Origin of the sequence: Streptosporangium sp. NBC_01639 (assembly GCF_045209755.1) — a bacterium.
GTDB lineage: Bacteria > Actinomycetota > Actinomycetes > Streptosporangiales > Streptosporangiaceae > Streptosporangium.
This window is the reverse complement of the sequence record NZ_CP109272.1, coordinates 9,038,726-9,060,380: the sequence shown is the minus strand read 5'-3', so window position 1 is coordinate 9,060,380 and position 21,655 is coordinate 9,038,726. Positions and strand designations below refer to the sequence as shown.

At 68.9% G+C, this 21,655-nt stretch carries 22 protein-coding genes and 1 pseudogene; 14 read left to right on the top strand and 9 right to left on the bottom strand.

From position 1 onward, the window contains the following. Nucleotides 1-36: 36 nt before the first annotated feature. Nucleotides 37-522, top strand: a complete 486-nt coding sequence (locus OHA77_RS41380; RefSeq protein WP_406315064.1) for a serine hydrolase — start codon at nt 37-39, stop codon at nt 520-522. Nucleotides 523-684: 162 nt separating this feature from the next. On the opposite strand, the gene OHA77_RS41375 is transcribed toward OHA77_RS41380, so the two are convergent. Continuing rightward, entirely contained in the window at nt 685-1,842 is a 1,158-nt protein-coding gene (locus tag OHA77_RS41375; RefSeq protein WP_406315062.1) for an erythromycin esterase family protein, read from the bottom strand. A 90-nt stretch (nt 1,843-1,932) separates the two neighbouring features. On the opposite strand from OHA77_RS41375, the gene OHA77_RS41370 reads away from it, so the two are divergent. Next, a complete protein-coding gene (locus OHA77_RS41370; RefSeq protein WP_406315060.1) occupies nt 1,933-2,616 on the top strand; it encodes a TioE family transcriptional regulator in 684 nt (227 codons plus the stop codon). A 666-nt stretch (nt 2,617-3,282) separates the two neighbouring features. Beyond that, complete coding sequence (locus OHA77_RS41365) at nt 3,283-4,233, top strand: alpha/beta hydrolase family protein (protein WP_406315059.1); 951 nt, start codon at nt 3,283-3,285, stop codon at nt 4,231-4,233. A 256-nt stretch (nt 4,234-4,489) separates the two neighbouring features. Here the strand turns inward: OHA77_RS41365 and OHA77_RS41360 are convergent, their stop codons facing one another. Beyond that, nucleotides 4,490-5,404: a helix-turn-helix transcriptional regulator gene (locus OHA77_RS41360; protein ID WP_406315058.1), complete on the bottom strand. Its 915-nt coding sequence runs from the start codon at nt 5,402-5,404 to the stop codon at nt 4,490-4,492. Between the two features lie 107 nt (nt 5,405-5,511). On the opposite strand from OHA77_RS41360, the gene OHA77_RS41355 reads away from it, so the two are divergent. From OHA77_RS41355 to OHA77_RS41335, 5 genes are all read left to right on the top strand, one after another. Continuing rightward, the gene (locus OHA77_RS41355) at nt 5,512-5,856 is read left to right on the top strand and encodes a hypothetical protein (protein WP_406315057.1); all 345 of its coding nucleotides are present in this window, start codon (nt 5,512-5,514) and stop codon (nt 5,854-5,856) included. A gap of 63 nt (nt 5,857-5,919) precedes the next feature. After that, nucleotides 5,920-6,108 carry a hypothetical protein gene (locus OHA77_RS41350; RefSeq protein WP_406315056.1) on the top strand — a complete coding sequence of 63 codons (189 nt, stop codon included), beginning with the start codon at nt 5,920-5,922 and terminating at the stop codon, nt 6,106-6,108. A 24-nt stretch (nt 6,109-6,132) separates the two neighbouring features. Next, nucleotides 6,133-7,167 (top strand): zinc-binding dehydrogenase, encoded by a 1,035-nt coding sequence (locus OHA77_RS41345; RefSeq protein ID WP_406315055.1) that lies wholly within the window; start codon nt 6,133-6,135, stop codon nt 7,165-7,167. Between the two features lie 35 nt (nt 7,168-7,202). Continuing rightward, a complete protein-coding gene (locus OHA77_RS41340; RefSeq protein ID WP_406315053.1) occupies nt 7,203-8,051 on the top strand; it encodes an aldo/keto reductase in 849 nt (282 codons plus the stop codon). A 120-nt stretch (nt 8,052-8,171) separates the two neighbouring features. Continuing rightward, nucleotides 8,172-8,915 (top strand): flavodoxin, encoded by a 744-nt coding sequence (locus tag OHA77_RS41335; RefSeq protein WP_406315051.1) that lies wholly within the window; start codon nt 8,172-8,174, stop codon nt 8,913-8,915. 18 nt (nt 8,916-8,933) lie between these two features. Here the strand turns inward: OHA77_RS41335 and OHA77_RS41330 are convergent, their stop codons facing one another. Next, a complete protein-coding gene (locus OHA77_RS41330) occupies nt 8,934-10,139 on the bottom strand; it encodes an MFS transporter (protein ID WP_406315050.1) in 1,206 nt (401 codons plus the stop codon). Nucleotides 10,140-10,262: 123 nt separating this feature from the next. Here OHA77_RS41330 and OHA77_RS41325 point away from each other — a divergent pair, with 123 nt between their 5' ends. Then, nucleotides 10,263-11,183 carry a GlxA family transcriptional regulator gene (locus OHA77_RS41325; protein WP_406315049.1) on the top strand — a complete coding sequence of 307 codons (921 nt, stop codon included), beginning with the start codon at nt 10,263-10,265 and terminating at the stop codon, nt 11,181-11,183. A 268-nt stretch (nt 11,184-11,451) separates the two neighbouring features. Here OHA77_RS41325 and OHA77_RS41320 read toward each other — a convergent pair whose 3' ends face one another. The 3 genes and pseudogenes from OHA77_RS41320 to OHA77_RS41310 all read right to left on the bottom strand — a co-directional run bounded on the left by OHA77_RS41320 (nt 11,452) and on the right by OHA77_RS41310 (nt 13,129). Continuing rightward, nucleotides 11,452-12,297: a class I SAM-dependent methyltransferase gene (locus OHA77_RS41320; protein ID WP_406315047.1), complete on the bottom strand. Its 846-nt coding sequence runs from the start codon at nt 12,295-12,297 to the stop codon at nt 11,452-11,454. 263 nt (nt 12,298-12,560) lie between these two features. Next, nucleotides 12,561-12,662 (bottom strand): annotated as a pseudogene (locus OHA77_RS41315) (IS5/IS1182 family transposase); the annotation flags it as partial. Beyond that, a complete protein-coding gene (locus tag OHA77_RS41310; protein WP_406319964.1) occupies nt 12,632-13,129 on the bottom strand; it encodes a transposase in 498 nt (165 codons plus the stop codon). The gene OHA77_RS41310 and the pseudogene OHA77_RS41315, both read right to left, overlap by 31 nt. 404 nt (nt 13,130-13,533) lie before the next feature. Here OHA77_RS41310 and OHA77_RS41305 point away from each other — a divergent pair, with 404 nt between their 5' ends. The 3 genes from OHA77_RS41305 to OHA77_RS41295 all read left to right on the top strand — a co-directional run bounded on the left by OHA77_RS41305 (nt 13,534) and on the right by OHA77_RS41295 (nt 15,578). Further along, nucleotides 13,534-13,809, top strand: a complete 276-nt coding sequence (locus OHA77_RS41305) for a hypothetical protein (protein WP_406315046.1) — start codon at nt 13,534-13,536, stop codon at nt 13,807-13,809. A gap of 2 nt (nt 13,810-13,811) precedes the next feature. Further along, complete coding sequence (locus OHA77_RS41300; RefSeq protein ID WP_406315044.1) at nt 13,812-14,537, top strand: response regulator transcription factor; 726 nt, start codon at nt 13,812-13,814, stop codon at nt 14,535-14,537. Between the two features lie 117 nt (nt 14,538-14,654). After that, nucleotides 14,655-15,578 (top strand): DMT family transporter, encoded by a 924-nt coding sequence (locus tag OHA77_RS41295; RefSeq protein WP_406315042.1) that lies wholly within the window; start codon nt 14,655-14,657, stop codon nt 15,576-15,578. Here the strand turns inward: OHA77_RS41295 and OHA77_RS41290 are convergent. Genes OHA77_RS41290 through OHA77_RS41280 form a run of 3 tightly spaced genes read right to left on the bottom strand, consistent with a single transcriptional unit; the run spans nt 15,519 to nt 19,629 of the window. Beyond that, nucleotides 15,519-16,952: a cation:proton antiporter gene (locus tag OHA77_RS41290; RefSeq protein WP_406315040.1), complete on the bottom strand. Its 1,434-nt coding sequence runs from the start codon at nt 16,950-16,952 to the stop codon at nt 15,519-15,521. The two genes, OHA77_RS41295 and OHA77_RS41290, sit on opposite strands and share 60 nt — an antisense overlap. Then, complete coding sequence (locus OHA77_RS41285; protein ID WP_406315038.1) at nt 16,949-18,505, bottom strand: amino acid adenylation domain-containing protein; 1,557 nt, start codon at nt 18,503-18,505, stop codon at nt 16,949-16,951. Before OHA77_RS41285 ends, OHA77_RS41290 begins: the two co-directional genes overlap by 4 nt. Further along, complete coding sequence (locus OHA77_RS41280) at nt 18,502-19,629, bottom strand: acyl-CoA dehydrogenase family protein (protein ID WP_406315035.1); 1,128 nt, start codon at nt 19,627-19,629, stop codon at nt 18,502-18,504. Before OHA77_RS41280 ends, OHA77_RS41285 begins: the two co-directional genes overlap by 4 nt. A 303-nt stretch (nt 19,630-19,932) precedes the next feature. Here OHA77_RS41280 and OHA77_RS41275 point away from each other — a divergent pair, with 303 nt between their 5' ends. Next, nucleotides 19,933-20,187, top strand: coding sequence for an acyl carrier protein (locus OHA77_RS41275; RefSeq protein WP_326823013.1), 255 nt, complete (start codon nt 19,933-19,935; stop codon nt 20,185-20,187). A 57-nt stretch (nt 20,188-20,244) separates the two neighbouring features. Beyond that, entirely contained in the window at nt 20,245-21,588 is a 1,344-nt protein-coding gene (locus OHA77_RS41270; protein ID WP_406315033.1) for an NAD(P)/FAD-dependent oxidoreductase, read from the top strand. Nucleotides 21,589-21,655 lie beyond the last annotated feature (67 nt).

Sequence of the window (21,655 nt, the reverse complement as noted above, 5' to 3'; positions counted from 1 at the left end):
GGACGCCCCTCAGACCCGGCGATCCTGTCCGTTCAGTTGAATTTCGTAACAGTTCTCAAGGAGCACACCAGCGGGGTGTTCAACTTCACCGGCGAGTACTACGACGACGTCACCCGCCAGAACCCGTCCTGGATCTCCACCGGCGGTGACATGATCTCCACCACCCGGGATCTGCACACGTTCATCTCCGCGCTGGTGGGTGGCAAGCTGCTGCCGGCCTCGCTGCTGGCCGAGATGTGCGCCCCGCACCCGACGGGCATCCCGAACATGGACTACGGCCTGGGCGTGTTCGTGGTGACCACCGACGGCGGCGGCACCGTCATCTCCCACAACGGCGCCGCCGTGGGCCACGCGGCGCTGATGTACAGCACACCCGACGGCAGCAAGACCCTGACCGCCGCACTGAACTACGTCGACGACGCCGCACTGTCCCTGGCAGCGGCGTTCCAGAAGGCGACGCAAAGGCTCGTCCAGGAGGTGTTCGGCAGCGGGCAGGCCGAGCCGACTCAGCCGACGGACTGAGCACCATGGACCCGTACGCCTCGAGGGGCGATCCCTTCGGTCGTGCACCAGGTAGAGCGCGAATCGGCCCGGCCGGTTCACATGCGCGGACACCGGGCCGATATCCAGCTGGAATTGCTCACCGGCCCGTTGCAGGAACGGTGTGATTGATGCGCGTGCGTGTCAACCCAGCCTGACAGCCTGTTTGAGGAAGACGACACCGTCGATCATGTCAAGCTGGGCCGGGTCCAGCGGGAAATAGGCGAAATCGTGGGAGATACGCGGGGCAGGCCTCGTGATGGCCTCGGCCAGGCGGCGGGCGTCGATGAGGGAGTGGTCCCACGGGAGTGTGGACAGAAGGCCCTCGACGGTGTCCGGGGACGGGGTGTCGTCGCCGGCGGTGCCGAGGGCTGAGGCCAGGAAAGCGTACCGGTCGCCCAGGTGCGCTTCGGTGATCGCGCCCGCGCTCCACCACTCCAGCTGCTGGTCGCCGAGCGACATGAAGCTCTTGTTCCGCTGCAGGTGGAGGTTGTGGGCGAAGACCAGGGCCGGGCCGTGCTCGGCGACGGCACGCAGGTTGGCGGCCATCATCGCGTCCCGCAGGCCCGACAACCTGGCTATCCGGGCCGGGGACGTGTCGGCCATCCAGTGGTGGTAGCGGAGCAGACCGACGGCGGTGCGCCCGTACAGGGCGGCCCGCTCCCTGTCTTTCGCGCTCAGCCGCGGCACCTGAGTGTCGAGCAGCGCCACCAGGTCGTCGGCGAGCAGCCGCAGCCGCTGGGCGTCGGCGGACTGGCCGATCGACTGGGACGGGTCCATGACCGTGGCCTCGTTCGTCCACTGCTCGTCCGGGCCGAGCAGCGCGTCGAGGGTTTCCATCGTGCAGGGGAGTGGGCCGTCGAGGAGGGCGTAGAGGGCGGTGAGCGCCTGGCGCGGGCTCTCGGCCCAATACTCCAGCGGACCGTCGAAGCCGAAGAACCGGAGCTTTTCGTCACGCTCCTCGTTGTACGCGCGCATCCAGCGCACGAGCTCGCGGTTGGCCGGGAACGCGCCGAAGCTGTGGCTGAAGCCGCGCTCCATGACGTCATCGAGTGTGCCCGCGCCCCTCGTGATGTAGTCGTCCACCACGAGGCCCCTGAGGCAGTCGCTCTCGATGGCGAATGACCGGTATCCCTCGTGCTCGACCAGATGCCGGAAGATCTCGTTGCGCAACTCGCCCAGTTCCCCTACGAAGTGCCTGGCCTCGCCCAGGCCGAGCAGCAGGGGCTTGGCGGGAAGCGACCGGAGGAACGCCGAGACGCCCACGCCATCGAGCGGCCGGGCCGTGTCCTTGATATCCATACCTTCAACGGTATCGTTGAACACTCGGTGTAAACTTTTCCATGAAAATCCCACTCTTATCGCGATGGACCTTCAATCGGAGATGCATCCATGAGGCCAGTGGACCTGGCGCGCGAGCACGGCCTGTCCACCCAGGCGATCAGGAACTACGAGGACACCGGCATCCTGCCCGCCGCCGAACGCACCGTCTACGGCTATCGCACCTATACGCCGCTGCACGCGCAAGCCCTGCGCACGTTCCTCGCTCTCGTGCCCGGGCACGGTCACCGGACGGCCACGTCGATCATGCAGGCGGTCAACCGGAGTGCCACCGAGGACGCACTGCGGCTCATCGACGAGAGCCACGGCCAACTCCTCGACGACCGCCGCACTCTCCAGGTCGTCGAAGCCGCGCTCCGCGATCTGGCGCCCGTGCCGCAGGAGCGCGGCGACACGTTCATCGGCCCCCTGGCCAGAAGGCTCGGCATCCGCCCTGCCACCCTGCGCAAATGGGAGAACGCCGGGCTGGTCCGGCCGCGCCGCGATCCGCAGACGGGCTACCGGATCTACAGCGCGGCCGACGTACGCGACGTCCGGCTGGCCCATCAGCTCAGGCGGGGCGGCTACCTGCTGGAGCAGATCGCTCCGCTGATCGCTCAGGTCCGCTCCGCCGGAGGCGTCGCCCCGTTGGAGTCGACCCTGCGCGACTGGCAGGCCCGCCTGTCCGCCCGGGGCCGCGCCATGCTCAAGGGCGCCGCCGATCTGGACGCGTACCTCTGCGTCCGCGAACCCTGAGGCCGAGTCACGGCCACCACAGGAAGCGGCAGGGCCTCGGAAGGAAGTCGCCGCGTTGCGGGTCGGCTGGGGGAGGGGGATGAGGCCGTGTGGTCTTTCCGCCTGGTCACCCATCCGTCTGGTGGGGTGGTGCAGCTGTTCGTGTTCCGTGAGGGGAGGGGCCGCCGGGGGCTCTCGGCGGGAAGAAGCGGGCAGGGGAGGGATCCCGTGGTGTTTCAGGTCTCGCGTCCGGGGCGTTGGATTCAGCGTAGGGACAGTTATTAATCTACATTGTAAAGGCGCTCGATCAAGCTCAAGATCATTAAAAGGACTGAAGTCTCATCCACCGAAAAGCGGTGGTGGGTCGATCCGGCGCACCCGTCGGGCCGGCGCCGTCAGCATCGTCTCGGCCTCGAGTCGGGCGACGTACGGCCCGCGCACTGGTGGATGCTCGTGCCGAAGCCCACGTGCCCGGAGGGGGTACGGGACAATCGAAGGCAAGCGTGCCGTCCCTGGCTGCGCCACCAGGTGCCATCAGGCGGGCTGCGTGAGATGGGTCCGTGGCCCAACAGGTGCCGCGGGTCGGCACCGTCCAGTCAGGTGACGGTGATGAGGAGACGCGATACGGGGGCTTGCAGTGGTGGCCTTGATATCGGGGCAATGCGTAGGTTTGGGATACTGATCCATATGTCGGTGGATCCGCTTCTGTATGAGGTCACGTTCTCCAACGCCGAAGTGGTGTTGGCCGGTTCACTGGCAGTTCCCGATCGGCATGCGGCGCCATCTCCGGGCGTGGTCATGGTCGGCGGGTCGGGGCCGTCGGATCGGAACAACGACACGTACTTCCCACCGATTCGCCGGCACCTCGTGAACGCCGGGATCGCCGTGCTGTCCTACGACAAACGCGGCGTCGGCGCATCCTCGGGCGAGTGGCGTGACGCGACTTTGGACGACCTGGCCACTGATGCGGTCGCCGCGCTGAACTTCCTGCGTGCACAACCAGGGGTGCGAGCCGATGCGGTGGGACTGTTCGGGCACAGCGAGGGGGGATGGGTCGTCCTGCGCGCCACTGCCGGCCAGGACAACGCACCCTGGGTGATCACTAACAGCTGCCCAGGGATGACCCCGGCGAATCAGGATCGATACGCGCTGGCCAATGCCCTGCGACAGACCGTCACCACGCAACAGGACATCGATAGCACGTTGGCCTTGTACGACCGCCTCATTGAGGCAGGCCGAAGCGATGGCGACTTCGCCGAGGCGACACGACTCGTCGACTCCGCCGGAAGGCTCTCCGGATTCGTCGACTACTGGGCCGACATGGACGAGCGCTCTTGGGAATTCCTCAAACGTAAGCAGGACCACGATCCCATCCCGGATGCGCTGCGCCTGCGCTGCCCGCATCTGGCGATCTTCGGCGGCGCGGACGAGCTGGTGCCCGTCGCTGACAGCGTTCACCTGTTCAGCGCCGCAGCGTGCAACCCTGATCGCCGCCGCCGGGCGACGCTGGCCGTAGAGGTGTTCCCCGGCGCGGACCATCGGATCCAGACAGATGGCGGCACTCGTTTGGCGCCTGGCTACCTCACCACCCTGACCCGGTGGATCAAAGCCCGAACCGGTCCCAACCTGGACACCTGAACATCCTCATCAGCACTTGTGCGTACTCACCGCGACACGCTGGCGGAGGTCCACGTCGATGGCATGAGCCGGGTCCGGCGCCTCTCGATGACGCAGGGTGCGCAGGCGCGTGCAAGGTGCGGATCGGCACCGTGGCCGGTACGGAACCGCACCGTCGGACTGGTGGCTTGGTCGGCTTCGCGGCAGCCGTGTTGTGCCGGGGAATGGCGTTCAGCGGAAGGGCACAACCCCACGCTCTGCGGATCGCGGATGCGGGTCAGGACTGTGTGCGAGGTGACGCCTCGTCTTTTGCGGCTGAATGCGCGGCAGGCTCGGGTGCGGTCATGTCCAGCAGCAGCATCGCATCGTAGTCGGAGGTGCCGGGCTCGGCGACGTAGACGCCGAGGCGCTGGCCGGGGGTGCCCTCCAGGTCCATGGATTGGGCGCTGAGGTTGATGACGCCCACGTGCGGGTGATGGAAGGTTTTGTGAATGCGTTTGCGGCCGGTCACGTCATAGCGTTCCCACAGTTTGGCGAAATCGGGGCTCTTCAGCAGCAGTTCGCCGACGAGGCTGGTCAGGTCGGGCGCGTCGGGTGCGGTGCCGGCCTGTGCGCGCAGACGGGCCACGCAGCCGCGGACCTGGTTGTCCCAGTCGGGGAACAACTCGTGGGCGGCGGGGTGCAGGAACAGGTAGCGGGCGATGTTGCGCTGCTTCAGCGGCCAGTCGTCCAGGCCCGCGTACAAGGCGAGTCCGCCGGGATTCCAGGCGAGGAAGTCCATGCTGCGGCTGACGATGTAGGCGGGGCTGGGGCGCATCGTCTCCAGCAGCAGCTTCAGGTGGGGGCGTACGGTGCGGCTGGGTGGAGGCGGGGGTTCGGAGGCGTAGCGGGCGGAGCGGGCGGCCAGTTCGCGCAGGTGCTGGTGCTCTTCGTCGTCGAGTTGGAGGGCGCGTGCGAGGGCGTCGATCACCGAGGGGCTGGGACGGGTCTCTTTGCCGCGTTCGAGACGTACGTAATAGTCGATGCTGATCCCGGCGAGGGTGGCCAGCTCTTCCCGGCGCAGCCCTGGAGTCCTGCGCAGACCCGTGCCGATGGTGAGGCCCACCTGCTCGGGGCTGGTCTGGGTACGGCGGGCGCGCAGGAATCGGCCCAGCTCCGTGTCGCTGCTGGTGGTGGTGCGCTGATCTGCCATGTCTTCAGTCTCACATCGCGCCGGCGTGCTCGGTGGCCAGGTGGGGGGCTGTGTCGTTACCCCGAACGCCACTCCCTGGTATGACCCGCCCTGGCAGGTGAGCTGGGATGACGCGAAGGTGGATAGCGGCAACGACCGATGTGTTCCTTTTGGCAGGAGATCTTTTGTCCCTCACCTCTCACGCGCCATCGCGTGGCCTCGCCGGTGACCTGTCGCTCCAGCGCGCGGCCGGATCCCGTCCGGCGGTGGCCGCCGTGCTGCTCGATTTTTTCACGATCATGTTGGATGCGCTGATCGTGAACGTGGCTCTGCCCTCGATCGGGCGCGGATTCGGTGGCGGGATGACCGGTCCCCGAAGCGGATGGTTCCTTTCGACTGGACGGGCAGATGGCGGCGGCTGTCTTGGCGACCCTGCTTCTACGTTCCACGCAAAGTATGTGAAATATTACTGAAAGTGATATCGGCGGGGGTGCCTCCTTCGCGACATCCCTTTTTTCAGGAACGGAGAGACCTTGATGAGGCACCTCATGCTGGGCGGCCTGGAGGTCTCCCGCACCGGTGCCAAGCTCGTCGGCCGCGTTGAGGAGAACACCGCCGGCGACGGTATCCAGGTGATTAGGGAACGGATCGACAAGCTCATCAGTTTCCCTCCGGCCGCGGGCGGCACCCATGCCGAAGCCGGCCTGCGCATGCCGGAACGCTGACCCACAGGTAATAAGGAGCACTTCATGCGTGCAGCTGTCATGTACGGTGCCGGCGACGTCCGCGTCGAGGACCGGCCCGATCCGAAGATTCAGCAGCCCACCGACGCGATCGTCCGTGTCGTGCTGTCCTGTGTGTGCGGCAGTGATCTGTGGCCGTATGCGTCCATGCCCGCTACCGGCGCCGGACGCCCGATGGGACATGAGTTCCTCGGTGTGGTCGAAGAGACCGGCTCCGCTGTCAGCAATGTGAAAGCGGGCGACCTGGTCGTCACGCCGTTCACCTACTGTGACAACGCCTGCGACTTCTGCCGTAAGGGCCTGCACTCCTCCTGCCGCCACGGCGGCCGCTATGGCCTGGACGGTGTGGACGGCGGGCAGGGCGAAGCGGTCCGTGTCCCGGTGGCCGACGGGACCTTGGTCAAGCTTCCGGTGGAGGAGAACTCTCCGCTCCTACCGTCCTTGTTGACCCTGTCGGACGTGCTCGGCACCGGCCATCACGGTGCCGTCACCGCCGGGGTGGCCCGCGGCGACCGCGTCCTGGTCATCGGCGACGGCGCGGTCGGCCTGTCCGCCGTGATCGCCGCCAAGCGCCTGGGCGCCGAACAGATCATCCTCATGGGACGGCACACCGACCGCACCGGCCTGGGCCGCGACTTCGGCGCCACGGACGTCGTGGCTGAACGCGGCGACGAAGGGGTGGCCCGGGTACGCGAGCTGACCGGCGGTGACGGTGCCGACCGCGTCATCGAAGCCGTCGGCACCCTCCAGTGCCTGGAGACCGCTCTCGGCACCGTCATCGACGGCGGCACGATCAGCCGTCTGGGCGTGCCGCAGTACGAGCGGGGTCCCATCGGTCCTGACCTGATCATGCGGAACATCACTCTGACCGGAGGAGTCTCACCGGCTCGCGCCTACATCGAGGACCTCATGCCCGACATCCTGGACGGCACCATCAACCCGGGCCGTGTCTTCGACCGCACCGTCGGACTCGACGATGTCCCCGACGCCTATCGCGCCATGGCTGACCGCCGAGCTCTCAAAGTCCTCATTCGCCCCTGAAATGGCATGAACAGCCACCTTCGAGAGGAAATCCCATGCAGACCGTCACCTTGAACAACGGCGTCGAGATGCCGATCCTCGGCTTCGGCGTCTACCAGATTCCGCCGGAGCAGACCGAGCAGGCCGTCACCGACGCTCTCGCCGCCGGTTACCGGCTACTGGACACCGCCGCCGCGTACCGCAACGAGGAGGCCGTCGGCCGCGCGATCAAGAGCAGCGGCATTTCGCGCCAGGAGCTGTTCGTGACCACCAAGCTGTGGGTCCAGGATCCGGGGGAGGACAACACCAAGCGCGCTTTCGACGCTTCGCTGCACAAGCTGGGCCTGGACCACCTCGACCTGTACCTGATCCACCAGCCCTTCGGTGACGTCTACAGCGAGTGGCGCGCCATGCAGGAGCTGCACCACCAGGGCCTTATCAGGGCGATCGGGGTCTCCAACTTCCACCCCGACCGGCTCGTCGACCTCATCGACCACAATGAGGTCGCACCCGCGGTGAACCAGATCGAGACTCACCCGTTCTTCCAGCGGACCGCCGACCAGGAGATCATGCGCGAGTGCGGCGTCCAGATCGAGTCATGGGGCCCGTTCGCCGAAGGTCGCAACAACCTGTTCGCCCACCCGATCCTGAGCGAGGTCGCCGGCGCACACGGCACGTCGGTGCCGCAGGTCGTGCTGCGGTGGCTCATCCAGCGAGGTGTCGTCGTGATCCCCAAGTCGGTCCGCCCCGACCGCATGGCGCAGAACATCGACGTCTTCGATTTCGAGCTCACCGACGACCAGATGGCCCGCATCGCCGGCATGGACACCGGCGGTTCCCTGTTCTTCGATCACCGTGACCCGGCCATGGTCAGCCGACTCGGGCAGATGCGTGTGAACGACTGACATGGCCGAATCGGGCTCCGCCGACGGCGTACCGCGTAAGTGCGTTCTCTCCGTCGTGCGGAGCGGCGGCCCGCCTGCGAGATGCCCAGCCCCCGCACACTCACCCACCGGGAGTATGTGATGACGAATTCCGGCGACGATCAGATCGCTGCGCTGGAGCGGCGCTCGTTCCTTCGTAGCGTGTTCCTGGCAGGAGGGGCCGTGATGGCCAGTGTCCCGATGAGCGGGTGCGCCTCCGCGTCACCCCGCCGGCCCGGTCCTGCGCAGGCGGAGCGACCTGCCCGCTCCGGTCCGGCCGTGAGGTCCGCCCTGCTGGCCTATTTCTCCCGGGCGGGCGAGAACTACTACTACGGAGGGCGCCGAAACCTGAAGGTCGGGAACACCGAAGTGCTCGCCCAGAAGATCAGCGGACTCATCGACTGCGACGTCTACCGCATCGAACCCGCCGATCCCTACTCCGACGACTACGCGGAGACCGTCGCGCGCAACGTGCGTGAACAAGACGGCGACGCCCGGCCGGCCATCGCCGGCCCGCTGCCCTCGATCGACCGCTATGACACGGTGCTGCTGGGCAGCCCCATCTGGAACGTCCGAGCTCCCATGATCATGTCGACGTTCGCCGAGGGTCTCGACTTGCGCGGCAAGACCGTCGTCCCGTTCACCACCTACGCCATGAGCGGGCTGGGAACCACCGCACGTGACTACGCCGCCTCATGCCCCGGCGCGACCATCGCCGAAGGCCTCGCCGTCCGCGGCGAGGAGGTCAACGATGCCGACGACGCCGTTGAAGCGTGGCTGCAGCGCCTCCGGCTGCTCGCCGCACCACCCGGAGTCGCCCGCTCACCGTCGAGCAGCCCCAGGTGACCCGGGGTCGAGGACCGACTACGTCAACAGGCCGGCCGAGACCGGGATCGACCGGCCTCCGGCCTTCTGAGGTTCCCGGCTCAGCCGCCTGACCGGCTTGATCGACAGCAGCGCCGTCACCACGCCGACCGTCACCAGGGCCGACCCCAGCATGAAGGCGCGCGGTTCGACCAGCGCGGTGACCGGACCGGCCAGTGCCTGCCCGACTGCCATGCCCGCGACCGACCCGGCCACCTGGTAGGCGTTGACCCGGTTCACCACGTCCGGCGTGACCTGCGTCTGCACGCTGGTCGACCACATCACCGACCAGAACGCCAGCGCGCACCCCCCGAGCAGGTGCCCGGCCATCAGCGGCGGCAGCGGCAGGCCGAGCGCGACCGTCAGCGGCACCGCCACGTACCCGCTCAGCGCCACCGCCCCGGCCGCCAGCGGCCTGCGCGGCCTGAGCCTGATCGCCACCAGCCCACCCAGCACAGTGCCGAGGCCGAGCGCCGCCATCACCCAGCCGTAGTCGGCGCCGATGACCTGCGACGACAGCGGCACGTACGGCCCGACCACCAGAACGCCCCAGAACACCCAGACCAGGATGACCGACCACATCCAGCTCCTGGCCTTGAACTCCTCCCAGCCCCTGCGCAGGTCGCTGCGCACGTTGGAGGGCTCCGGCCTGGGGGCGGTGACCCGGACCAGCAGCAGGCACACCCCGCTGACCAGGAACGTCGCGGCGTCCACCGTGTAGACGAAGACGGGCCCGGCGGCGACGATGAGGACTCCGGCCAGTGCGGGACCCGCCAGATTGGTGACCGCCTCGGCGATCTTCAGCGTCGCGTTGGCCCGCTGTGGATCTTTGGCGACCAGGGAGACCATGCCGTTGACGCCCGGTTCGAACATCCCGGCGGCTGCGCCCGACAAGAACGCCATCACCAGCAACAGGGCGTACGACGGAGCACCGTCCAGGAAGGCGACAGCCACGACCCCCTGGGTGATGATCCTGACCACGTCCGCGCCGATCATCAAGCGCCGGGCGCCGATCCGGTCGGCGACCACCCCGCCGAACAGCATGACCAGCACAGCCGACGCGGTCCAGAGCGCGAGCACGTAGCCGACGCCCGCGATCCCATAGACTTTCCCGATCGCCAGTGCCGAGGCGACGGGCATCATCGCGTCACCGAGCAGTGAGATCGTGCGGGCCCCGAAATAAAGGGTGAAGCTCCTCGTCCACATGAGCCCTAATTCTGGATTCATCCAGATCAGAGCACCGGCGTCCCAGATGACATCATTGGGTACATTTGCGCCATGCTCCTGAATTGCCGGGAAACGCCCCCGGCGTCCCCTAGTCCGCATCGCGTGGTCGCCTTGGTCGCCCCGAACCAGGAGCTCTACCCGGTCACCTCGGCCTCAGCCGTCTTCGGCTACCACGGCCCCGACATCCCCCAGCACTACAGCTTCAGCCTGTGCGCCGAACACCCCGGCTCCCTCCCCACCACCCTCGGCGTCCCCGTCCAGGTGGACAGCGGCCTCGAAGCCCTCGACGACGCCGACACCGTGGTCATCGCGGGCTGGACCCTCACCCCCTCGCCCGCCGTACTCCACGTGGTGTCCCAAGCCCATGCCCGAGGCGCCCGCATCGTCGCCGTCTGCGCCGGAATCTTCATCCCCGCCGCCCTGGGCCTCCTGGACGGCCGCCGCGCCTCCGTCCATTGGGAACTCTCCGGCGAACTCGCCGCCCGCCACCCCCGCGTCGTCCCCGACGACACCGTCATCTACGTCGATCACGGCGACGTCGCCACCGCCGGAGCCTCGGCCGCCACCCTCGACCTCTGCCTTCACCAGGTCCTCCATGAGTACGGCGCGGCCCACGCCATGCGCATCGGCCGCCAGCTCGCCGCCGGTCCGCACCGTGAGGGCTGCCAGCGCCAGTACCCTTCCCTCCCCACCACCGGCCCCATGCCAGACTCCTTGGCTCCCCTGCTCGAATGGCTCCTCTCGCGCCTGCCCGACCAGATCACCGTCGAGGACATGGCCGCCTACTCGGGCGTCTCCTCCCGCACCCTCACCCGCCAGTTCGCCGACCAACTCGGCGTCCCACCCGCCCGCTGGCTACTGGAACGCCGCCTGGCCGCCACCCGGGCCCTGCTGGAGGAGACCGACCTGCCCGTCGAGACCATCGCCACCCGCGTCGGGCTTTCCTCGGCGGTCAACCTCCGACGCCGCTTCCACACCGCCCTGCGCACCACCCCGGCCGCCTACCGCCGCTCCTTCCGCTGAGGCAAGAAGCCGAACCTTCGGCAGGAGGCGCACCTGGTAGCGCCGCACAAGGCGGGCGGGCACACCAGCGCCGAGCTGGCCGAGCTGTTCGGCGTGGCTCGCTCGACGGTGTACCGGGCAGCCGAGCGGGCGACGGGGGACAGGAGGCGGTCAGGAGCCGACCGAGGCGGTGCCGGCCGACCGTCTCCGGGCAGGATCGGACCCGATTTCGACGGCGGCGGTGGAACAATCGATCACGGACGGGAAGCGGGCCGTCGCTCCGTTGCCGTCACCGCTCACCATGCGGCTTGCGCCAGGTCATCATCTCGGTTGCCGGAAGACGCTCCGCGAAGCGGTTATCGGGTGACACCTGCCGTAGCACCGTGCGCAGGTCCCGCTCGAAGTCCTCCAGCCTGTCGCCGAACAGGTGGGGGGCGGAGTCGGATCGAGAGAACACCCACGCCACGATGTCGTCCGCGGTGCGGTTGACCACTTCCCCGGCCATCACGATATGCCGTTCGAAGTCTTCGAACCCGGCCCGCGCCAGGACGAGGTCCTCCCGGTCCGGCGTGCCGTTGACGAGCGTTCCCTGCCCCGCGCGGCGTACCGGGCCCAGGTACTTACGCGCCAGGTTGCTGATCTGCGCGTACGGGGGAGCGGGCAGCGGCAATGGCGCCGGTTCGGCGGGCGGATTCTTGAGGTCGCTGATGTGGACGAACGCGCCTCCGGGCTCCAGCATCTCCAGCACGGTCGCAGCGACACGATCGCGATCCGTCCAGTGGAAGGACTGGGCGAACACCACGACCCGGAACTCACCCAGATTGGCCGGCAGGTCCTCGGCGCGGGCAGTCATCCAACGCGCGCTGGTCACCCCCCGACGCCTGGCCTGTCGTCCGGCCTCGGCCAGCATGTCCTCATCCGGGTCAAGGCCGACCGCCTCGGTGAAGAACCGGGCCATGGCGAGCGTCACGGTGCCCGGCCCGCAGCCGACATCGAGAAGACGACCCCGTCCATCCAGGCCGAGGGCTGTGGCAAGTGTTTCGGCGAAGCCCGGAGCATACGGCAGCCGACCGCGCTCGTAATAGGCTGCACTTCCTTTAAATAAGGTGCTGTCCCACTGCCATCCATCAGGCATGTCAATCCCACTCCATGAGTTGGTGAAGTCGCCGGCAGACCCGAGCCCATCGACGAGGAGAGGCTGCGCCTACGGGTGCTGCGGCACAGGCACTACCGCAGATAAGCAGAGAAAGGCGTCCTCGCCGCGGCGGAATGTACATCCCAGGGCGGTACCGACGTTAGCGCAGACAAGCACCTCACCATCTGCGATAACAGGTGAAGATCGGCAGGGCTCGGGCTCCGCCGCTGTTTTCTGCACCCAACCTCCCCGGAGGCCCCGCCGGCTTGGCCGGGAGTGAGCACGAAGGCCAGCGGCAGCCCGGCGGCATCGGCCGCAGCATGGACCTTGCTGCTCAGCCCGCCCCGGGATCGGCCGAGCCCGGCAGCCTTCGCCCGGGCCTTTCGGCGTCGCCGCGTGGCGGCACGATCCGGCGCGGTCGACGTGTCCGCGTTGTCCGCGCCGGGTGTGACCTGCGGCGCATCACTCGCAGCACTGGTGGCTGCTCCGCCGGCGGAGCCCCCTTTTCTTCGGTCAGTGCCTGTTCCAGCGCATCCAGGGTCTCCCCGGCGATCGCCAGCCCGGCCGACTCCTGATGCGCCCGCACGATCGTGGAGTCCACGCTGACCACCTCCAACCCGACCTGCCCGCGCAAAGCGGCCTCGGCGATCAGCGCTTCCATCAACCCCTGGAACACCCCGGCCTTGGCCCAGCCGTTGAACCGGGAGTAGAGCGTGGACCACGGCCCATACCGTTCCGGCACGTCACGCCAGCCTGACCCGGTGCGAAACCGCCACAAGATCCCGTTGAACTGATCACGCACTCGCCGAGGAAGCGGCCCGGTAGCCGCCACCGGCAGATACGGCTCGATCAACGCCCACTCGGCATCCGTCACATCAAAGCGCGCCACGTCCGAGTTCTACCAGCCACGACCAGCCCACCACCGGGCCTCACATAGATCCGAACCCCAAACAGCTCCTAGCTGGACAAACCCGCTGATCCCCTCCGCCATGTCCGCCGCGCCCCGGACCCCGCCCCGCGCGGGCCGACGAATTCGGTAGCGCGCGACCCGCCGGGCGACTTTTCCCGTAAGGCTCCCACCTGGCCGAATATTCTTCCGGTTGCAAATAGAAAGGGTTAAGTCACAAAAATCGTTAGATACATTACGATCCTGCTGTTGTATACCCAAGGTATGAATATTCGGATAGTGGGGGTCTGTCCGCTGCATCTTCTGTCAAGCGCGATTCGATTCGCCCCATGACCCCTGATCAGCTCGCCAGCGGCGGGCTCACTCCTGACGTGGTCCCTGACATGGTCCCGTCGTTTCCTGCGCCCCGGAGGCCGTGGGGAGCGTGTTCACCGGCTCCGGCCGGTGGGGGCGAGGAGGAGGGCGGTGCCCGCCCCAGGGGGCGGCGGCCGTACCTCACGGTCCGCGACTCCCGCGATTCGCTGACGGCCCGCAGGCGGGTGCCGCCCGCCCGCGTGCCGGACGAGAAGCGCTGCCACCGCGATTTCCCCGGCCAGATACGGTGACGATGAAGAATGCCGCACAGAAGAAAACGGTCCTGCTGGCCGAGAGCCGCACACTCCTCAGGATCGGTCTGAGGGAGATTGTCCACGAGGCCGGTGACATGGCGGTGGCCGGCGAGACGACCGACTCGACCGACACCATCCGCAGCATCCGCGACCTGGCCCCCGAGGTCGTCGTGATGGGCCCGCTCACCGACTGCGCCGACTCCGTCGAGGCCACCAGGAAGATCGCCGCGGAGGTCTCCTCGGGGCTTCCCCGCTTCCTCGCGCTCGTCGACGTCTGGGACGCCCGGTCCTTCGACGTGACCGAGTCCGAGGTCGGCGGCCTGCTGTTCACGAACGCGTCGGCGGAGGAGCTGCGCGCCGCGATCCGGATGCTGTCGGCCGGATACTCCTTCCTTGCCCCCGAGACGTACCAGCGGGCGGTGCGGGCCGCGACGGCCGGTCCCAGGACGCCGCCGGTGACGGACATGACCAGCAGGGAGCTCGAGGTGCTGCGCCTGCTGGCCCGCGGCTACACCAACGCCGAGATCTCCAGGGACCTCTCGCTCAGCGAGAGCACCGTCAAGTCACACGTCCAGAACGTGCTGCACAAGAAACACCTGCGCAACCGGGCGGGCGCCGTCATCTACGCCTACGAGACGGGTCTGACGAAGGTGGGCGAGAACCTCGCCCACCTGTCCCGCAGGGCCTACCCGGGCGGGGAGCGCAACAGGGTGGCCAACTCGTAGGTCACCTCCCGCTCCGCCCGCGGGAAGCGGGCTGACCCGAGGCGAGCCGACAGTCAGTCCACTTGGACACCCATTGGTACTTTTGCAAGATCGCCGATCTTACTACGATGGCGCTCCGTGACGTCCACACGAGACACGGCCGACCGGCGGCGCGGCATGATCGGCGCCGCGACCGCGATGTTCTGCGTCGGCACGTTGACGGGAGTCTCTCCCGCACTCCACGCCTACCCCGTGTACGGCGGGCAGGCGGTGCGCTACGCCGTCGGCGCGGTCCTGCTGTTCGCCGTCGCCGGGGCCAGACGGCTGCCGCCGGTCAGGCTGACCCGCCGCGAGGTCCTGCTCGTGGTGCTGCTCGCCCTGGTCGGGCTGGCGGCGTTCAACGTGTTCATCGTCGAGTCGACCCGTTACGCCGACCCGGCGACGGTCGGCACGATCGTGGCCACGGTCCCCGTCATCTTCGCGGTCGTCACGCCGTTGTCGGAGGGCAGGAGGCCGACCCCGCATGTCGTGGCCGCCGCGGTCGTGGTCGCGGTCGGCGCGGCCGTCACGATCGGGCTGGGCGGCACGACGCTCGTCGGCGTGCTGCTCGCCCTCGGCGCCCTCGGTGGCGAGGTCGGGTTCTCCCTGCTGGCGATCCCGCTGCTGCCCAAACTCGGCGCGGTGCGGGTCGCCGCCTACTCGGCCACCGCGGCGGTGCCGCTGCTGCTGATCGCCGGGTTCGTCGTCGACGGGCCGGGGCTGCTGCGGACCCCCACGCTCTCCGAGGCCGCCGCGCTGGGCTACCTCGCCGTTGTGGTGACCGCGTTCGCGTTCTTCTGCTGGTACGACGCGCTGCCCCGCCTCGGCGCCGAGCGCGCCGGCCTGTTCTCCGGCTTCCTGCCGCTCGGCACCATCGTCGCCGCGGTCGTGCTGGGGACCGGCCACCCCGGCTGGCCCGAGTTCCTCGGGGCGGCCCTGGTCGTCGGGGGCCTGCTGCTCGGCCTAAGGCCGGCGCCCGCTCCGCTCCCCGCGGGACACGCGGCGGTCGAGCAGTCCGAGTAGCGGGGCCGCCATCGCCGTGGTCACCAGCGCCATCGCGACCAGGGCGACGAAGAGGCGCTCGCCGAGCAGCCCGAGGGAGAGCCCGAGGTTGAGCACCACGAGCTCGGTGAGGCCGCGGGTGTTGAGCAACACCCCGAGCGTCGTCGAGTCGGGCCAGCTCAGCCCGGAGGAACGGGCCATCAGCGTCGGCCCGGCCAGTTTGCCGAGCATCGCCACCAGGGTGATCAGCACGGTGACGCCGAGCAGCGCGGTGTCGAACCCGCCGCGCCACAGGTCGGTGCGCAGCCCGGTGCCCAGGAAGAAGAACGGCAGCAGCAGGACGCCCGAGACGGTGCTGATCCGCTCGGTCAGCCGGGTGAGGGGTTCCGCGGGGCAGCACAGGCCGTACAGGAAGGCGCCGAAGATCGCGTGGATCCCGATCGCCGAGGTCACCGCCGCCGACAGCAGCAGGCCCGCGAGCAGCACCAGGAGGCGTATCTCGTCGGGACGCCCTTCGAGGGCGGCGAAGACGCGGGCCAGCAGTGGGCGTGCCAGCCACACCATCGCGACGCCGTACACGACCACGAGCGCCACGGTGAGCGCGGCGCGGGCGGGGGTGTCCCGGCCCGCCACCGCGGTCATGGCGGCGATCAGGCACCACGCGACCACGTCCGCGATCGCGGCACACAGCATGCTCAGCCTCCCCAGCATGCTGTGCATCATGCCCCGCTCCGCCAGGATGCGGGCGAGCACGGGGAAGGCGGTGATCGACAGCGCGGAGCCGAGGAACATCGAGAAGACCACAGGGTTGGCCTGGGGCCCTGCCCAGTCGGGGTAGAGCAGGAACGCCAGGAGCGTGCCGCCGAGGAAGGGGCCCGCGATCCCCGCGTGGGCGACCTTCATGGCGATCCCGCCCTGGCCCTTGAGCGAGGTCTGCCGGGTCTCCTGGCCCACCACGAACATCAGGGCGACCAACCCGAGGTCGGCCAGGCCCTGCAGGACGGGCCGCAGGTCGGCCGGGAAGAGCCAGGCGCCCGCCTGCGGGGCGATCGCGCCGAGCACCGAGGGCCCCAGGCAGATGCCCGCGAAGATCTCCCCGATGACCCGCGGCTGCCCGAGGCGCCCCGCCAGCCGCCCGAACATCCTGGCGGCCAGGATGACGACGGTGATCGAGACGAACAGCTGGACGGCGTGGTCGGCGGGGCCGGAGGTGAGCGTCCCGCCGGGGCGGGCCGTCGAGGAGGTGCCCATCCTCACCAGCAGCCCGAAGGCGATCAGCGCGGGCACCACCGCGGTGAGGACGTACAGGAAGGCACCGGCCCCGCGTCTGGCGGGCGGGGCGGTGGCCGGGGAGCCGGAGCCGAGGTCCACGGCCCCTGCGGGCGTCGGGGTCATCGGGCCTCCGTGGTGAGCAGGCGGCGGTGGACCTTGCCGTTGGGGGTGCGGGGCAGCGCCTCCACGTACCGGACGGTGTCGACGATCATGTGACGGGGCAGCGTCGCCGCGCAGTGGCGCTTGATCTCCAGCAGGTTCGGGCGCTCCTCGCCCGCGGGCACCGCGTAGGCGACGAGCCTGGCGTCCACCCCGCTGCCGGTCAGTACCACCGCGGCGTCGCCGATGGCGGGGTGGGCCTGCAGCGCCGACTCGATCTCGCCGATCTCGACCCGGTGGCCGCGCACCTTGACCTGGCCGTCACGCCTGCCGAGGAACAGGTAGTCGCCGTCGTCCTGCAGGACGACGCGGTCCCCGGTGGCGTATGGCTTGCCGCCCTGCGGCGGGTGACCCCAGTACCCCAGCATCACCGTGGGCCCCTCGACGACCAGCTCGCCCTCCTCGCCGGGCCCGGCCACGCTCCCATCCGGCCTGGCCGCCCACACCCGGTCGCCGGAGCAGGCCCGACCGATCGGAACGGGCACGGTCCTGTCCGCGTCCAGCGAGACGACCTCGTGGAAGGTGCACACGTTGGTCTCCGTCGGGCCGTAGAGGTTGAGGAAGCGCACCCCGGGAAGGTGCTCCCTGAGCCTGCGCAGGTGCGTCACCGGGTACGGCTCGCCCGCGAACAGCAGCGCCCGCAGGTCCGCGGGGCGCGTGTCGAGCAGCCCCCCGTCGCGGGCCATCAGGATCAGCGCGGAGGGTACCGAGTACCACACCGTGATCCTGTGGCCGGTCAGGAAGTCCACCAGCAGGCGCGGAGCGTAGGCCGTCTCCTGGGGGATCAGGTGCACCGAAGCCCCGGCGTGGAAGGCCACGTACAGATCCAGGACCGACAGGTCGAAGTGGAAGGGGGCATGGTTGGCGAACCGGTCGGCCGGGGTCGCCTCCAGCTCGGCCGCCGCCCACTCGACGAAGGCGAGGGCGTTGCGGTGTGACAGGCACACCCCCTTGGGCACGCCGGTCGAGCCCGAGGTGTAGAGGATGTAGGCGAGGTCGTCGGGCGTCCCCTCGGGCTCGGGTGGCGGTTCCCCGGTCACCCCGTCGGGCCGGGCGGCGCCCGTTCCCGGGGCGCTCGGACCGGGAACGGGCGCCTCGGAGACGTCCGTTGCCGGGGCGGCGCTTCCCGGGACGGTCACCGCTGAGGCGTCCAGGCCGGGGACGTCAACGCGGTGCCGCCGCAGCGTCCCCAGCCGCTCCCCGGTGGCGACCACGGCGCGCGGCGCGCAGTCCCCGACGAGGTGGACCGCCCTGTCGATCGGGCTGAGCGGGTCGACGGGGACGTAGGCCGCGCCCAGCCGCAGCACCGCCTGCATGGCGACGACCGCCCGCGCCGACTTGTCGAGCCAGAGCGCGACGCGGTCGCCCCGCCGTACGCCCAGCCCGGCCAGCGCGCGGGCCAGCCGGTCGGCCTCCGCGTCGAGCTCGCCGTAGCTCAGCGTGCCGTCCGCCGCCACGACGGCGGGCGCCAGCGGGGCACGGCGCGCGCTCCGGCGCACGAGCTCGTGCAGCCTCACAGTCCCAGCTCCTTGACGATCTGCTCCAGCTGCATCTCCGACGTCCCGGAGAAGACGGTCGCGGGCAGCGCGTCGCGCAGCTCGCGCTCGACGCCGCCGTCCGTGCGGATGCCCGTGCCCCCGAGGATCTGGACCGCGTCGAGACCGGCCTGCACCGCCCCCTCGCTGACCGCGAGCTTGGCCATCGCGATGTCGAGCACGGCGCGCTCACCTTGGTCGAGCCGCCAGCAGGCCTGCCACAGCAGCAGCCGCGCCGCCTCCAGCCGCAGCCGCAGCCGCGCGATGCGGTGGGAGACCGCCTGGTTGTCGGAGATGCGGCGGCCGAACTGCCTGCGCTCCAGCGCGTGCTCCACGCAGCGCTCCAGCAGCCGCTCCGTCCTGCCCAGGTAACCGGCGAACAGGCAGGTGCGCTCCCAGCGCATCGACGACTGGAAGATCGCCGCTCCTTGCCCCTCCTTGCCCAGGCGGTTGCCCGCCGGGACCCGGCACCCGTCCAGCCACACCGCCGAGGCGGGGACGCTCTCCAGCCCGACCTTGGCGAACGGCTCGCCGACGGTCAGGCCCGGCGTGTCCCGCTCGACGGCGAACGCGCTCACCCCGAGATGCCCGAAGGCCGGGTCAGTCGAGGCGTAGACGGTGAAGACGTCGGCGATCGGGCCGTTGCTCACGAAGGACTTGGCGCCGGTGATGACGTAGTCGTCGCCGGCGCGCACCGCCCGCGTCGTGATCGCGGTGACGTCGGAGCCCGCGCCCTCCTCGGTGATGGCGTTGGCGCCGATCAGCTCACCGGAGCACAGCCCGGGAAGCGTTCTGGCCCTCAGCTCCGCGCCGCCGTGCTCGGCGACGGGCATCGCGCAGGCGAACAGGTGCGCCATGGTGGCGAAGACCAGCCCCATGTCCGGGCAGCCCGCGCCGAACGCCTCGACGATCCGCGCGGTGCTCAGGAACCCGAGGCCCCCGCCGCCGTGTTCGACCGGCACGGAAAGGCCCGTGAGGCCGAGCCCGGCGCACCGCCGCCAGTCCTCACGGGTGAGGAACCCTTCTTCGACGGCCGGCCATGTACGCGTCTTTTCCCGGACCAGCTCATATCTGTCCCGCTGGTCGGTTTCCCAGGCGAAATCCACGATCGGAAGCTTAGGATCGGCCGCTTTCCGCTGTCCTCATCCTTCTTGCGAGAGCCGCACTCGGCCGTTCTTACCACCGCTCCTTAAAAGGCCTGGAGCGCCCTTCGCCCCTCATCACTTCCACCCCCTACCAAAGGATGAGCCGAAGGGCCCGCGGGCGGATCGGCGAAGGGGGAAGTTCAGTATTTGTCATGAGGACAGTCAGACGGGAGCTTCGTAGTCTCATGCCGGTGGCCACACCCCACGGCGGCGGCCACGGCGGCGTGACCGCCCGGTGGGTCACCCATAAGACGGGAGCGGCAAATGCACGAGTCGGAGGTCGCCGACGTACTCCGGAAATACCTGACGGAGAGAATTCTCGACGCCTCGAACGTCGAGATCGAACCGGACACCCCGCTGCTCGAATGGGGAATTCTCAATTCGCTCACAACCACCAGGCTCGTGGGCTTCGTCAGAGAGCAGTACGGAATCGAGATCCCCGTCGAGGAGATGGTGGGCGAGAACTTCAAGAACCTGCTGAACATCAGCAGGCTCGTCGTCAGGCTCAGCGGCGAGTGAACCGCGTGAGCGTGCCCCGGTGTACCCGTGAGTGTGTTTACGAGGGGAAGGTCAATCATGTCCGACGTTGACTTCGACATCGCGATCATCGGAGGCGGTCCCGCGGGATCCTCCATCGCCTCCTACCTGTCAAAGGCGGGCCTGTCCTGCGTGGTGTTCGAGGGCTCCACCTTCCCGCGTGAGCACGTGGGGGAGTCGCTGATCCCGGCAACCACCCCCGTGCTGTCCGACATCGGCGCACTGGCCAAGATCGAGGCGGCAGGCTTCCCCAAGAAGTACGGCGCGGCGTGGACCTCGGCCGCCGAGACGAAGATCCCCACGCTGGGCTTCGAGCTCTCGCACGGCTTCAGGGCCGCCGAGATCGAGTTCAGTGAGCGTGACCAGGCGGGGGTGAACCAAGACTACACCTACCACGTGGACCGGGGCCTGTACGACCTGATCCTGCTGCAGCACGCCGAGTCGCTCGGGGCCAAGGTCTACGAGGGGGTCCGCGTGCGGCGGGTCGACTTCTCCGAGCCCGAGCCCAAGGTCGTCTTCAGCATCGGCCGCAGGGAGAGCGACGTGCGGGCGCGGATGGTGGTCGACGCCAGCGGGCGCAACACCTTCCTCGGCAGGCAACTCAAGCTCAAGGTCTCCGACCCGGTGTTCAACCAGTACGCGGTGCACGCCTGGTTCGACGGGCTCGACCGTACGGCGCTGGCGGTGAACAAGGAGCAGGCGGACTTCATCTTCATCCACTTCCTGCCCATCACCGACACCTGGGTGTGGCAGATCCCCATCACCGACACCGTCACCAGCGTCGGTGTGGTCACCCAGAAGAAGCACTTCAGCGAGGCAGGCGCCGACTGGGAGACATTCTTCTGGAAGTGCGTGGAGAGCCGCCCCGAGCTCGCCGAGGCGCTGCGCGCCAGCAAGCAGGTTAGGCAGTTCAAGCCGGAGGGCGACTACAGCTACGCCATGCGGGAGATCTGCGGCGACGGCTGGCTGATGATCGGCGACGCGGCCCGTTTCGTCGACCCGATCTTCTCCAGCGGTGTCAGCGTGGCCATGAACGGCGCCAGGATCGCCTCCTACGACATCATCGCGGCGGCGGAGAAGGGCGACTTCACCAAGCCCTCCTTCGCCAACTATGAGGGCAAGCTGCGCAACGCTGTGAGCAACTGGTACGAGTTCATCTCCATCTACTACCGGCTGAACATCCTGTTCACCGCCTTCGTGGCCGACCCCAGATACCGGCTCGACGTGCTGAAGATGCTGCAGGGCGACGTCTACGACGGCGGCGAGCCCGCCGCGCTGACCAAGATGCGTGAGATCACCCGCCAGGTCGAGGAGAACCCCGACCACCTCTGGCACAAGCACCTCGGCACGCTGCGCGCGCCCAGCGCCGCGCCGCTCTTCTGAGAACACCTTTTCCGACGGCACCGTCTTTTCGGAAAAGCCGTCTTCCGGCGCCGCCGTTCTACAACGG